This window comes from Qipengyuania marincola (genome assembly GCF_029688625.1).
Classification (GTDB): Bacteria; Pseudomonadota; Alphaproteobacteria; order Sphingomonadales; family Sphingomonadaceae; genus Qipengyuania.
In genome coordinates this window covers 244,443-258,277 of sequence record NZ_JARULC010000001.1, presented here as the reverse complement: position 1 = coordinate 258,277, position 13,835 = coordinate 244,443, and the positions used below count along the sequence as shown (strand labels likewise).

Below are 13,835 nucleotides of genomic sequence, written 5' to 3'. Positions count from 1 at the left end.
TGAGCTTTCTGGGCTTATCCGGCCAGAGTTTCCTCCACCTCGCGGACAGCGCAGGGCTGTCGTTGATGGTATGGATCCTACAAGCGCGAAAAGAACTATTAGGACCGGTTAGCTACACACATTACTGCGCTTCCACACCCGGCCTATCAACGTCGTGGTCTACGACGGTTCGAAGATTGCTTATCTTAAGGGAGGCTTCCCGCTTAGATGCTTTCAGCGGTTATCCCGTCCGTACATAGCTACCCTGCGGCACCCTTGGCAGGATGACAGGTACACCAGAGGTACGTTCACCCCGGTCCTCTCGTACTAGGGGCAACTCCTTTCAACAATCGACGCCCACGGCAGATAGGGACCAAACTGTCTCGCGACGTTCTGAACCCAGCTCACGTACCACTTTAATTGGCGAACAGCCAAACCCTTGGGACCTGCTCCAGCCCCAGGATGTGATGAGCCGACATCGAGGTGCCAAACGATTCCGTCGATATGAGCTCTTGGGAATCATCAGCCTGTTATCCCCGGCGTACCTTTTATCCGTTGAGCGATGGCCCTTCCACGAGGGACCACCGGATCACTATGACCGACTTTCGTCTCTGCTCGACTCGTCAGTCTCGCAGTCAGGCAGGCTTATGCCATTGCACTCTTGCAGACGGTTTCCAACCGTCCTGAGCCTACCATCGCGCGCCTCCGTTACTCTTTAGGAGGCGACCGCCCCAGTCAAACTACCCGCCACAGAGGGTCCCACTACCGGATAACGGTAGCTGGTTAGACATCAGAAAACAGCAGGGTGGTATTTCACCTATGGCTCCACGACAGCTGGCGCCGTCGCTTCAAAGCCTCCCACCTATGCTACACAACTCTTTCCTAATGCCACTCTGAAGCTGCAGTAAAGGTGCACGGGGTCTTTCCGTCTAACCGCGGGTACTCCGCATCTTCACGGAGAATTCAATTTCGCTGAGCATATCCTGGAGACAGTGGGGAAGTCGTTACGCCATTCGTGCAGGTCGGAACTTACCCGACAAGGAATTTCGCTACCTTAGGACCGTTATAGTTACGGCCGCCGTTTACTCGGGCTTCAATTCGGAGCTTGCACTCCTCCTCTTAACCTTCGAGCACCGGGCAGGCGTCACACCCTATACGTCGTCTTGAAGCCGACTTAGCAGAGTGCTGTGTTTTTGCTAAACAGTCGCTACCCCCTGGCCTGTGCCCCCCACAAAGACTTGCGTCGATATGGGGCCTCCTTCTTCCGAAGGTACGGAGGCAATTTGCCGAGTTCCTTCAGGATACTTCTCTCAAGCGCCTTGGTATACTCTACCTGACCACCTGTGTCGGTTTCGGGTACGGTCTATACGGAGAGGCTATTTCCTGGAACCGCTTGGCTGCCCGTTCAATCCAATAAGAACGAACAACGTCCACGATCCGTCACACATCTCCAGGCCCACGAATATTTACGTGGTTCCCATCGACTACCCCCTTCGGGCTCGTCTTAGGGGCCGGCTAACCCTGCGCCGATTAGCGTTGCGCAGGAACCCTTGGTCTTTCGGCGAGAGGGCATCTCACCCTCTTTGTCGCTACTCATGTCAGCATTCGCACTTCCGATACGTCCACCGTCGGTTACCCTTCGGCTTCACTCGCTTACGGAACGCTCCGCTACCGCTCAGAATAAATTCTGAACCCTAAGCTTCGGTGCATATCTTTAGCCCCGTTACATCTTCGCCGCAGGAACCCTTATTTAGACCAGTGAGCTGTTACGCTTTCTTTAAAGGATGGCTGCTTCTAAGCCAACCTCCTGGTTGTTTTGGGATTCCCACATGCTTTCCCACTTAGATATGACTTGGGGACCTTAGCTGTAGGTTAGGGCTGTTTCCCTTTTGACGACGGACCTTAGCACCCGCCGTCTGTCTGCCGGACAACACTCGATGGTATTCGGAGTTTGGTTAGGTTTGGTACCGCTCGCGCAGCCCTAGCCCATCCAGTGCTCTACCCCCATCGGGATACATCCGACGCTCTACCTCAATAGATTTCGCGGAGAACCAGCTATTTCCCGGCTTGATTGGCCTTTCACCCCTAAACACAGCTCATCCGAGAATTTTTCAACATTCAACGGTTCGGTCCTCCAGTGCGTGTTACCGCACCTTCAACCTGGCCATGCCTAGATCGCCGGGGTTCGGGTCTAATCCAACATACTCTGTCGCCCTATTCAGACTCGCTTTCGCTACGCCTACACCTAACGGCTTAAGCTTGCATGCTAGATTAAGTCACTGACCCATTATGCAAGAGGTACGCTGTCACCCCCTATGGGGCTCCAACTGCTTGTAAGCATCCGGTTTCAGGTACTGTTTCACTCCCCTAATCGGGGTGCTTTTCACCTTTCCCTCACGGTACTGTGTTCGCTATCGGTCATGTGCGAGTATTTAGGCTTGGAGGGTGGTCCCCCCATGTTCAGACAGGATTACACGTGTCCCGCCCTACTCGAATCTTCTTCGATCATTTTCACGTACGGGGCTGTCACCCGCTATGGCCACTCTTTCCAAAGTGTTCCGCTAATTAACGAAGAAGCATTGGCCTGGTCCCGGTTCGCTCGCCACTACTACGGGAATCTCTGTTGATGTCTTTTCCTCCGGGTACTGAGATGTTTCAGTTCCCCGGGTTCGCTTCACCAAACCTATATATTCAGTCTGGTGATACCTTATCCACCTCTCCAGCCACCCGCGAACGGATGGAAGAAGAAATGGTGAAGGTGGGTTTCCCCATTCGGAAATCGCCGGATCAAAGATTGCTCACATCTCCCCGACGCTTATCGCAGCGTGCCACGTCCTTCATCGCCTGCACATGCCAAGGCATCCACCAAATGCTCTTACCTCACGCTTGAGAATCCACACCATCAACGACAGACCTGCATAAAAGTCTGCAGTCTTAAGATGATGCGGAGGAATATCTCAGCCAGATAATCATTTTGATTGATCTTGTTGTGATGCATCGATCGCACGATCGGCCGAAGCCAACCAGACAATCCATGCGCCACGGCATCGATTTAAAAACCCATTCACAATGTCAAAGATCGCGGAGCGCAGATCGCTCCACTACCGGCCCCAAGTTTTACCCTGGGCCGGATAGCTTTTCGTTTCATCCTGGAGTTGGCTGGTGGAGCCTATCGGGATCGAACCGATGACCCCCTGCTTGCAAAGCAGGTGCTCTCCCAGCTGAGCTAAGGCCCCGCACCATAACCAAAACATATGGTAGGTCCGAGTGGATTTGAACCACCGACCTCACCCTTATCAGGGGTGCGCTCTAACCAACTGAGCTACGGACCTACACCACCGTCGCGCGGCGAAAAGCCGCGCCAAGTAACGGCAGGCGTGAGCCGGCTCAGGCGTCATGCCGCACAGACGCAATGCCTGTGTGGCAATCTCCAGTGATGAAAGGACATGAGGACGACGGCAATGTTCTTTGGAAGCCGCGAAGCTCTTCCGAACGCAAGGTTCGGCGCTTTCGTGACCATCCTTAGAAAGGAGGTGATCCAGCCGCAGGTTCCCCTACGGCTACCTTGTTACGACTTCACCCCAGTCGCTGAACCCACCGTGGTCGGCTGCCTCCTAAAAGGTTAGCGCACCGCCTTCGGGTGAATCCAACTCCCATGGTGTGACGGGCGGTGTGTACAAGGCCTGGGAACGTATTCACCGCGGCATGCTGATCCGCGATTACTAGCGATTCCGCCTTCATGCTCTCGAGTTGCAGAGAACAATCCGAACTGAGACATCTTTTGGAGATTAGCTCACACTCGCGTGATAGCTGCCCACTGTAGATGCCATTGTAGCACGTGTGTAGCCCAGCCTGTAAGGGCCATGAGGACTTGACGTCATCCCCACCTTCCTCCGGCTTATCACCGGCAGTTTCCTTAAAGTGCCCAACTAAATGATGGCAACTAAGGACGAGGGTTGCGCTCGTTGCGGGACTTAACCCAACATCTCACGACACGAGCTGACGACAGCCATGCAGCACCTGTCACTAGGTCCCCGAAGGGAAGGAATCTGTCTCCAGAAACCGTCCTAGGATGTCAAAGGCTGGTAAGGTTCTGCGCGTTGCTTCGAATTAAACCACATGCTCCACCGCTTGTGCAGGCCCCCGTCAATTCCTTTGAGTTTTAATCTTGCGACCGTACTCCCCAGGCGGATAACTTAATGCGTTAGCTGCGCCACCCAAGCTCCATGAGCCCGGACAGCTAGTTATCATCGTTTACGGCGTGGACTACCAGGGTATCTAATCCTGTTTGCTCCCCACGCTTTCGCACCTCAGCGTCAATAACTGTCCAGTGAGTCGCCTTCGCCACTGGTGTTCTTCCGAATATCTACGAATTTCACCTCTACACTCGGAATTCCACTCACCTCTCCAGCATTCTAGCCATCCAGTTTCAAGGGCAGTTCCGGGGTTGAGCCCCGGGATTTCACCCCTGACTTGGAAAGCCGCCTACGTGCGCTTTACGCCCAGTAATTCCGAACAACGCTAGCTCCCTCCGTATTACCGCGGCTGCTGGCACGGAGTTAGCCGGAGCTTATTCTCCAGGTACTGTCATTATCATCCCTGGTAAAAGAGCTTTACAACCCTAAGGCCTTCATCACTCACGCGGCATTGCTGGATCAGGCTTTCGCCCATTGTCCAATATTCCCCACTGCTGCCTCCCGTAGGAGTCTGGGCCGTGTCTCAGTCCCAGTGTGGCTGATCATCCTCTCAGACCAGCTAAGGATCGTCGGCTTGGTAGGCTTTTACCCCACCAACTACCTAATCCTACGCGGGCCCATCCAAAGGCGATAAATCTTTGGTCCGAAGACATTATCCGGTATTAGCAGTCATTTCTAACTGTTATTCCGAACCTAAGGGCAGGTTCCCACGCGTTACGCACCCGTGCGCCACTATCCCCGAAGGGATCGTTCGACTTGCATGTGTTAGGCATGCCGCCAGCGTTCGTTCTGAGCCAGGATCAAACTCTCAAGTTTGTGTCACACACCAATCAAGCACGGGGATAACCCCGCCAGCCTGCTTGGCATGAGCTTCAAGGAGCCGATACCTGCACTGTCAAACGTAATGGATACGAATGAACATGCATCATCGAGACCGCCTGTGGAGGCGATCAGGATGTGGCGTCGGCTTTAGGTTAACCGGTTACCGGAGCCTTGAGGTCCCCGGACCGGGCGCCGTCGCCCACATGTCCCTTCATCAAAAACCAACGATGTCAAAGAGCCGCCGAGACAGTTATAGCGGACAACTATTGGGTCCCCGATTTTCACCGGGGGAGCCGGTTGTCCGTTTCTGTTGGCGACCGATGCGGTGGGCGGTGGAAGCCGCCAGCGCCGCGTCGGTGAGGGCCATCTAGGGGTGACCTCGGATTCGGTCAACGCCTTTTTGCAATTTTATTGCGTCTTTTTTGCAAACCCGCGGAAATGCGCCGGTTTCGCGACCCGTCTCGTCCAACCAAGATAGGAACCCTGCGGTAACTTTCAACCGCACACCTGCGAGAGCGCGGCCTCGATGCCCCGATTCACCTCCTGAATCGGTGACTCGCGCCGCGATTCCGATCGTGAATCGGACCAGCGTACCGTGCTGTTCGTCGATTCCCGCGATTCTCGCTTTCATTACGATTCGCCGTTATGCCCTGCCCAATCGCCCCATGGGGTCGTATCGGGAAAGCCGGGTCGAATGGACAAGGGGACGCATGTGTCGATGAGCGAAGGCGTGTCCATTCCCGCCATCTCGCTCGTCCTGCCCGTATATAATGGCGAGCGGTACCTCGCCGAAGCGCTGGATTCGATCTTCTCACAGACCTTCACGGATTTCGAGGTCATCGCCGTCGACGATCATTCGACCGACGCGACCCCCGCCATCCTTGCCGACTATGCTTCGCGCCACTCTAACATGAGCGTTCTGCGAAACGAGGAGAACGCAAAGCTTCCCGCGACGCTCAATAGAGGCTTCGCGCAGGCGCGCGGGGAATGGTTCAGCTGGACCTCGGACGACAACGTCCTCGATCCCGATACGCTCGGACGGCTTTATGCCGAGGCCACCGCGGGAACGGCCGATGTCTATTATGCCGACTTCCGCATCATCGATGCCGCCGGGCGGGTCATGCAGACCCACCGCGTGGGCGAGCCGCATGAAATCGTTACCGGCAATCCGATCGGCTGCTGCTTCCTGTACAGGCGCGAGGTCGATGCGAAGCTCGGCGGCTACAACGAAGCGCTTTTCGGGGTCGAAGATTACGATTTCTGGCTACGTGCGGCCCGGCGCGGCTTTGCCTTCGCGGCGATCCACGAGGAGATGTACAGCTATCGCCGGCACGAGGGCAGCCTCACCGCTACGCGCGCGAAGCAGATCTATGCCCTGTCCGGCCCGATCATGCTCAAGTCCATCCGCGAGCTACCGCGCTCGCCGTGGCGCGCCTTCGCTTTCCTCAACCTGCTCACCCGCGATCCCTATCACCTGCGCTGGGAGCTGTTGCTGCGCGCCTGGCGCGATCACCCGCCCACTGTCCTGAAGAACTGGCGCAAGGTCGCCGGCTGGCTGCGGTTCGTGCTGCGGGTAAGACTGGGGCGAAGCTGAAGGGATGGCCGCGAACGGGATAGACACACAAGGGTTCAGGGCCCTCGTACGCAAGGCGGTGATCTGGCGTTCGGGCTCGCAGATCGTCGGCCAGCTGATCTCGTGGGTATCCACCTTTTTGGTCCTGCGTATCCTCGATCCCGCGGACTACGGCCTCTACGCCATGGCGGCGGTGGTGCTGACCCTACTTGGCCTGCTGAACGGTTATGGTCTGGCAAGCGCCCTCGTCCAGCGCGAGGAGGTGAGCGAGCGGGATCTGCGGCAATTGTTCGGCATGCTGCTGGTCGTGAACGGCGCCCTCGCCGCGATACAGTTCCTCGCCGCGCCCTTCGTCGCCAGCTTTTACGAGCAGCCGCAGGTCGCCGATCTGCTGCGGGTTCTTGCCCTCGTGCTGCTGACCAATCCCTTCCTCGCGCTCGGCTACGCCATCCTTGCCCGCGCGATGGATTTCAAGAAGCAGGCGCAGGTCAATCTCGCCACCTCCCTGCTCGGCGCAGTCGTGGCCCTCGCGGGCGCGCTCGCCAGTTGGGGCGTCTGGACGCTGGTTGCCGCGCCGATATCGGTCTTCGTGACCCGCGCCTTTGCAATGATGGTCGCAGCACGCGCCTTCATGTGGCCGAGCTTCGACTTTCGCGGGACCGGCGCGATGGCGGGCTTCGGCGGTGCGGTCGCGCTGTCGAGCATCTTCTATTTTCTGCAGACGCAATCGGACGTGGTCATCGCAGGTCGCAATTTCGATGCCGCCACGGTCGGCCTCTATACGACCGCGCTGTTCCTGGCGCAGATCTTCGTAAACAAGATCGTGCCTCCGCTGAACGAGGTCGCCTTTACCGCCCTGTCGCGCATGCAGGCGGACCGCGAGGCGCTTGCCCGCGGCTTCCTCGTATCCGTGCGCGGGATAATGCTGCTGGCGGTGCCCTTCTGTCTCGGCCTCGCCGTCACAGCCGAGCCGCTGGTGCATGTCCTGCTGGGCGAAAAATGGCTTGGCACCGTACCGCTTCTGCGGACCCTCGGCTTCGCGATACCCTGGATGGTCTTGCAAGTGCTGTTCGCCCCGGCGACGAATGCGGTGGGTCGACCCGGGATTGCCCTGCGTAATGCGGCTCTTGGAGCGTTGCTCATGCCGCTGGCGTTCATCGTCGGCGTGAAGTGGGGGATAGCAGGCATGGCCTGGGCATGGCTGGCCGCCTATCCGATCATCGCGATAATCACCGCCGCGACCTCGATCCGCGCGATCGGCGTTTCGGCATCGCAGCTCGTCGCAGCGGTAATCCCGATTGCGCTGGCGGGCGCAGCCATGTCTGCCATCGTCTCGCTCGCGGACGGCGCCCTCGCGCTCGAAGACAGTGCAGCTCGCCTCGCCATTCTCGTGACGGTTGGTGCGTTCGTCTATTCGGCCTGGCTGTTCACCTTCGCGCGCGACAGGCTGCAGGAATTCCTCGCCCTCGTCCGCAATCGCTGATCAGCGCAGCGCAATGGCGCATCGCAACCGCACATGGTATGATCGCTATTAAGCAGTCACATGGGAGAGATCGGATGGCAATGCGCGGGGTCCTGGCGGCAATCGGCCTGCTGGCGATGGCGGGATCGGCAAGCGCACAGCCGGATAATGTCGATGACCTGATCGGTGACGCGCCGAGCGACGAGGCCGCGCTGAAAACCGACCGCCACACCCGCATGACCGTGCCGGTTACCATCGCCGGTGCAGGGCCCTATCGCTTCTTGATCGACACCGGCGCGCAGGCGACCGTCGTGACCCATCGGCTGGTCGAGGATCTGTCGCTCCGGCGCAGCGGCACCGCGCTGCTGGTGGCGATGGGCAGCTCGCGACGGGTCGAGACGGTCGAGCTGGACGATCTGGAATTCGCCAACCGAAGTGTCAGTGGACTGATCTCGCCGCTCCTCCATACCGGCAATATCGGTGCCGACGGCATACTCGGGCTCGACAGTTTGCAGGATACGCGCGTGCTGATCGACTTTCGCGAGCGGCGCATGGCGATTGCCGATGCGGACTACGAGACCAGCAATTCCGGCTATGAGATCGTCGTGCGCGCGCGCAAGAAGCTGGGCCAGATGATCATCGCCGATGCGAGGATCGACGGAGTACGAACCGCCGTCATCATCGACACCGGGGCACAGAACAGCATTGCCAATCCGGTGCTGCTGCGAAAGCTGCGGGCGCGCGAGCGGCACGAGATCGTCAGCGTCGACGTGCTCGGCACCCAGCTGACCAGCAGTGCGACCTTCCTCAAGAGCCTGCAGATCGGGCGCGCGGAACTGACCAATGTGCCGATCGGCTTTGCGGAGAGCCCGATTTTCGCGGCGCTCGGCCTGTCGCGCAGGCCCGCACTGGTGCTCGGTATGAATAATCTGCGCGCCTTCGACCGGGTGGCGATCGACTTCAGCACGCAGCGCGTTCTGTTCGACATGCCGAGCCGCAGGGCCGAGCGCGAGCGCCGGACAGACGACCTCGCGAGCTAGCGCAAGGGAGGCGCGCGCTTGCCTAAACCGCCGCCCCACCCCAGATGGGCGCGGCAATGCCCCCCGATACCGCCACTTCCGACCAGCGCGACGATGCCGAAAGCTGGGCGACGATCCGTCGCTTCCTTCCCTATCTGTGGCCGGAGGGAAATCCGCAGCTGAAGCGGCGGATCATCGGCGCGATGGTTTTCGTATTGGCGGCGAAGGCGACGACGCTCGCCCTGCCCTTTGCATACAAGCGCGCGGTCGATGCGATGACCACGCCGGCAAACGAGGCGGCAATGGTCGCGCTCGCCTTCGTTATCGCGTATGCGGCAGGCCGCTTTGCCGGCGTTGCCTTCGACAATCTGCGGAATATCACCTTCGAGCGGGTGGGACAGGACGCGACCCGCAATCTGGCCGAAGACACCTTTGCCCGGTTGCACCAGTTGTCGCTGCGCTTCCATCTTTCGCGGCGCACGGGCGAGGTCACCAAGACGATCGAACGCGGCACGAAGAGCATCGATTCCATGCTCTATTTCCTGCTGTTCAACATTGCGCCGACGATTATCGAGCTGATCGCCGTCGGCGTGATCTTCTACATCAATTTCGGCTGGGAACTGGTCGCCGCCACCGGCGCCACTGTGGTCGCCTATATCGCAATCACGCGCTGGATTACCGAATGGCGCACCGCGCTGCGCCGCCGGATGAACGATCTCGACGGGCAGGCGCTGGCGCGCGCGGTCGACAGCCTGCTGAATTACGAAACGGTCAAGTATTTCGGTGCCGAGGGGCGCGAGCAGGACCGCTACGCCCGCTCCGCCCATGCCTATGCCGAGGCTGCGATCAGGTCCGAAAATTCGCTCGGCCTTCTCAACATCACCCAGGCGCTGATCATGAATTTGCTGATGGGCGGTGCCATGGCCTTCACCGTATGGGGCTGGAGCCGGGGCGAACTGACTACGGGCGACCTGGTACTGGTCAACACCTATCTCATGCAACTTTTCCGCCCGCTCGATATGCTGGGCTGGGTCTATCGCACTATCCGCCAGGGGCTGATCGACATGGCGGCCATGTTCCGCCTGATCGATAGCGATGTCGAAGTCGAGGACCGCCCAGGCGCGCCCGCACTGATGATAAAGCGCCCGACCGTAACCTTCGACAACGTCGTCTTTGGCTACGAACCGGAACGCACGATCCTGCATGGCCTCAGCTTCGAGGTGCCCGCCGGCAGCCATATCGCCATCGTCGGCCCGTCCGGCGCGGGCAAGAGCACCATCGGTCGGCTGCTGTTCCGCTTCTACGATCCGCAGTCGGGTCGCATCCTGATCGACGGGCAGGATATCGCTCAGGTGACGCAAGCCTCGCTGCGCGAAGCGATCGGCATCGTCCCGCAGGACAGCGTGCTGTTCAATGACACGATCGGCTACAATATCGCCTATGGCCGGGACCAAGCGACGCATGACCAGATCGTCGAGGCGGCCCGTTCGGCAGCGATCCTGCCCTTTATCGAACGGCTGCCGGATGGTTTCGAAACCGAAGTGGGCGAGCGCGGACTTAAGCTTTCGGGCGGCGAGAAACAGCGCGTTGCCATCGCCCGCACACTGGTGAAGGATCCGCCGATCCTGTTGCTGGACGAGGCGACGAGCGCGCTCGACAGCCGGACGGAGCAGGAAATTCTCGGCACGCTGCACCGCGTGTCGGAACACCGCACCACCCTCGCCATCGCCCATCGGCTTTCGACCATTGCCGATGCGGATCGCATCCTCGTCCTCGAGCAAGGCCGGCTTGCTGAAAGCGGGACGCATGGCGAACTGCTGCGCGCACGCGGCCTCTATGCGGACATGTGGGCCCGCCAGGCCGATGAAGGCCTGGCGGTCGCCGCAGGATAATCAGTCGCCGACTGCGAAGGTCAGCGTCTTCGAAGACAGGTCCAGCGTCTCGGCATCGATCACTTCGACATTGGGGCGGATTGCCTTGAGATCGTCGAGGAATTCGTCCGCATTGCCGACGATGATGATCGTCGCCTTTTCCGAACCCACGTAATCGGCCGCAGCCTTGGTCGCTGCCTCTGGCGAGACAGCTGCCAGCCGGTCGGCATAGCGCGCCGCTTCGGCCGGCTCGAGCCCGTCGAGCAGCAGATTGGCGACGATGCTGTTAAATCCGGCCGAGCTTTCCAGGCTGCGCGCATAGTTGCCGCCGAGATAAAGCCGCCGCCGATCCAGCAGGTCGGCGGCGATGGCCTCGTCACCCAGACGGTCGAATTCGTCGAGGAAGACCTGCACCACTTCGTCGGCGGTCGAATTCTGCGTTTGCGAGGAGGCAAGTAGCATGTCGGTGCCGAGCCCGCTGCCCGCGCCATAGCTGATCGAACGCTTGGTCCGGACCTCCTCGAACAGGCGGCCGCTGGAGCCGCCGCCGAGGATCGCATTGGCAAGTTCGATCGCGTAATAATCGCCCGCCTGGCGCGATGGCGCGCGCATGCCGGCATAGACTGCCGCCTGCCCCGCATCGGGCATGTCGATCACCACCGTGCGGACGGGTTCGGCGGCACCGGTCGGATTGGCGATCTCGACCGGCGGCTCGCCCTCGCCCTGCCAATCGCCCAACAGCGTGCTGGTGAGCTCGATCGCCTGCTCGGGTGCGATGCCGCCGCTGACGATGACTTGCGCGCGCGCCGGATGCCAGTAAGCCCTGCGATGTTCGACCAGGTCCTCGCGGGTCAGCTCGGCAAGGCTCGCCTGCGTGCCGCCCGGCAAGGTGCCGTAAGGCGAATCGCCATAGAGGACCGGCCGTGCAGCCATCCCGGCCAGCGCACCCGGATCCTTGAGCGAGGCTGCCAGCCCGTCGATTGCGCGCTTGCGCTCGCGTTCGAAGGCGTCCGCCGGATAGTCGGCCGAGGTAATGATCGTGGCGAGCACCTTGCCCGCTTCTTCCAGATTGGCGACCGGGGCCGTCAGGCTGAAGAACGAGCCTTGCGAACCGGCCGTCGCCCCGAAACTCGCACCCAGGCTTTCGAGCCGCCGCGCGATCTCGGTCTCGTCGAAACCGGCTGCGCCCTTGTCTGCCAGCTGCGCGGTCATCTGCGCTAGGCCGGCCTTCGCGCGCGGATCGCTGATCGAACCGCCGGGCACCAGCACGGTCATCGTCGCCAGCGGAACATCGCCGGTCTGCGTCGCGACGACTTCGATGCCGTTCGCAAGGGTGGCTTCGACGATCGGCGCAGCTTCCAGTTGCGGGCGCTGGCCCGGACCCGGCACCGTCTCGCGCACGCCCTCGGGCGCGACTGCCAGCGGCTCGCCCGTGGCGGGGGGCAGCGTCTTGAAAGTCGGCATCGGATAGGGGTTGGCGTAGGAACTCGGGTCGTCCTCGCCCGCGGTGTAGAGGATATCCGTGCGCGCGTCGGGATCGTAATAGGTCTGCGCCACGCGCTGCACATCGGCGGTGGTAACTGCGGCGATGCCCGCCAGCCGCTTGTCGGGGAAAGACGGATCGCCGGTGGTCAGCAAGGCCTCGCCCAGCTCGAACGCGCGCCCGCGGGCGGTCTCGCGCTGGCGCAGCGCCGTGGCCAGCAGCTCGTTCTTCGCTTCGGCGAGTTCGGCCTCGGTCACGCCCTCGGCCTTCACGCGTTCGCGCTCGGCCTCGAGAATGCCGCGCACCTCGTCGACATTGGCCTGCGGATTGATGACCGCGAACTGCGCGAGCACGCCGCCTTCTTCCTGCAATCCGACTTCATGGATCGCCTGCACGGCCTTGCCCGAGCGCACGAGCGCAGCCTGCATGCGGCTGTTCTGGCCGCGCGCCATGATCGCATCGAGCACCAGCAATGCCGGCCCGTCGGGATGGGTGATCGACGGCAGTTTCCACACCGTGCCGACCAGCGGCAGCGGGACGTTGGGCGCAGTCGCAGTGACGCTGCGCGCCTCGGTCCGCTCGGGCACGTCGATATCAAAGGCGATCTCGACCGGGTTCTCGCGACGCGGGATGTCGGCGAAATATTCATCGACCAGCTGGCGCAGATCCGAAACCTCGAAATTGCCGGCAACGATCAGCGTCGCGGTGTCGGGACCGTAATAGGCCTGGTGGAAGGCGCGCGCATCGTCGAGCTCGGCGGAATCGAGTTCCTCGATGCTGCCGATCGTCGGCCGGCGATAGGGCAGCGCGTCATAGGTCGTCTCGGGGATGACGAAGCTGGAAAAGCGGCCATAGGGCGGCGCATAGACGCGCTGGCGCAGCTCTTCCTTCACCACGTCGCGTTCCTTGTCGAATACGTCCTGGTCGATCACCGGAAAGGCCATGCGTTCGCGATGGGTCCACAGCATCGCCTCGAGATATTCGGCAGGCACGATCTCGAAATAATTGGTCCGGTCGGCATTCGTGGTCGCATTGCGCGTGCCGCCGACGTCGGCGGTGAGGCCGTAGATCAGGTTGTACGGCATGTTCAGCGTTTTGCGGCTTAGGATATGCTCGAACAGATGGGCAAAGCCGCTCCGCCCCTCGGGGTCGGACTTCGATCCGACTTCGTACCACATCGACGTGGTTACAGTACCGGTCGACGCATCCGGAATGGCAATGACCTGCAGGCCGTTATCCAAAGTCCAGCGCTCGAATTCGATCGCGGGTGCGACGACTTCGCCGCTGCTGGCTGTGTGATCATCGGCCAGCGCGGGCGATGCAGAAAGAATGGCAAGCGAAGCGACGCCTGCGGCAAGCATTGTGCGAAACATGAAGCGAACCCCCGATACATTTTGAGAAATGACGCGCCGCAGCTTGTCGTCTTATTT

At 60.5% G+C, this 13,835-nt stretch carries 5 protein-coding genes, 2 tRNA genes and 2 rRNA genes; 4 read left to right on the top strand and 5 right to left on the bottom strand.

The window, feature by feature from the left end; all coding sequences use genetic code 11:
- Nucleotides 1-78: 78 nt before the first annotated feature.
- The 4 genes from P8Q88_RS01325 to P8Q88_RS01310 all read right to left on the bottom strand — a co-directional run bounded on the left by P8Q88_RS01325 (nucleotide 79) and on the right by P8Q88_RS01310 (nucleotide 4,991).
- Nucleotides 79-2,868: ribosomal RNA gene (locus P8Q88_RS01325) — 23S ribosomal RNA — on the bottom strand.
- Nucleotides 2,869-3,139: 271 nt separating this feature from the next.
- Nucleotides 3,140-3,215: transfer RNA gene (locus P8Q88_RS01320), tRNA-Ala, on the bottom strand.
- Nucleotides 3,216-3,234: 19 nt separating this feature from the next.
- Nucleotides 3,235-3,311 (bottom strand) — tRNA-Ile (locus P8Q88_RS01315).
- Nucleotides 3,312-3,505: 194 nt separating this feature from the next.
- Nucleotides 3,506-4,991 (bottom strand): 16S ribosomal RNA (locus tag P8Q88_RS01310).
- Together the 16S and 23S rRNA genes with 2 tRNA genes alongside form the textbook arrangement of a ribosomal RNA operon.
- A 724-nt stretch (nucleotides 4,992-5,715) precedes the next feature.
- Between P8Q88_RS01310 and P8Q88_RS01305 the strand changes: the two genes are divergently transcribed.
- The 4 genes from P8Q88_RS01305 (at nucleotide 5,716) to P8Q88_RS01290 (ending at nucleotide 10,943) form a co-directional block, all read left to right on the top strand.
- Nucleotides 5,716-6,591 carry a glycosyltransferase family 2 protein gene (locus tag P8Q88_RS01305; protein WP_278322026.1) on the top strand — a complete coding sequence of 292 codons (876 nt, stop codon included), beginning with the start codon at nucleotides 5,716-5,718 and terminating at the stop codon, nucleotides 6,589-6,591.
- Between the two features lie 58 nt (nucleotides 6,592-6,649).
- The gene (locus P8Q88_RS01300; RefSeq protein WP_278322025.1) at nucleotides 6,650-8,053 is read left to right on the top strand and encodes a lipopolysaccharide biosynthesis protein; all 1,404 of its coding nucleotides are present in this window, start codon (nucleotides 6,650-6,652) and stop codon (nucleotides 8,051-8,053) included.
- A 74-nt stretch (nucleotides 8,054-8,127) separates the two neighbouring features.
- Entirely contained in the window at nucleotides 8,128-9,072 is a 945-nt protein-coding gene (locus tag P8Q88_RS01295) for a retroviral-like aspartic protease family protein (RefSeq protein WP_278322024.1), read from the top strand.
- A gap of 56 nt (nucleotides 9,073-9,128) precedes the next feature.
- Nucleotides 9,129-10,943, top strand: a complete 1,815-nt coding sequence (locus P8Q88_RS01290; RefSeq protein ID WP_278322023.1) for an ABCB family ABC transporter ATP-binding protein/permease — start codon at nucleotides 9,129-9,131, stop codon at nucleotides 10,941-10,943.
- Here P8Q88_RS01290 and P8Q88_RS01285 read toward each other — a convergent pair whose 3' ends face one another.
- A complete protein-coding gene (locus P8Q88_RS01285) occupies nucleotides 10,944-13,778 on the bottom strand; it encodes a M16 family metallopeptidase (protein WP_278322022.1) in 2,835 nt (944 codons plus the stop codon). It abuts the gene before it with no gap.
- Between the last annotated feature and the right edge of the window lie 57 nt (nucleotides 13,779-13,835).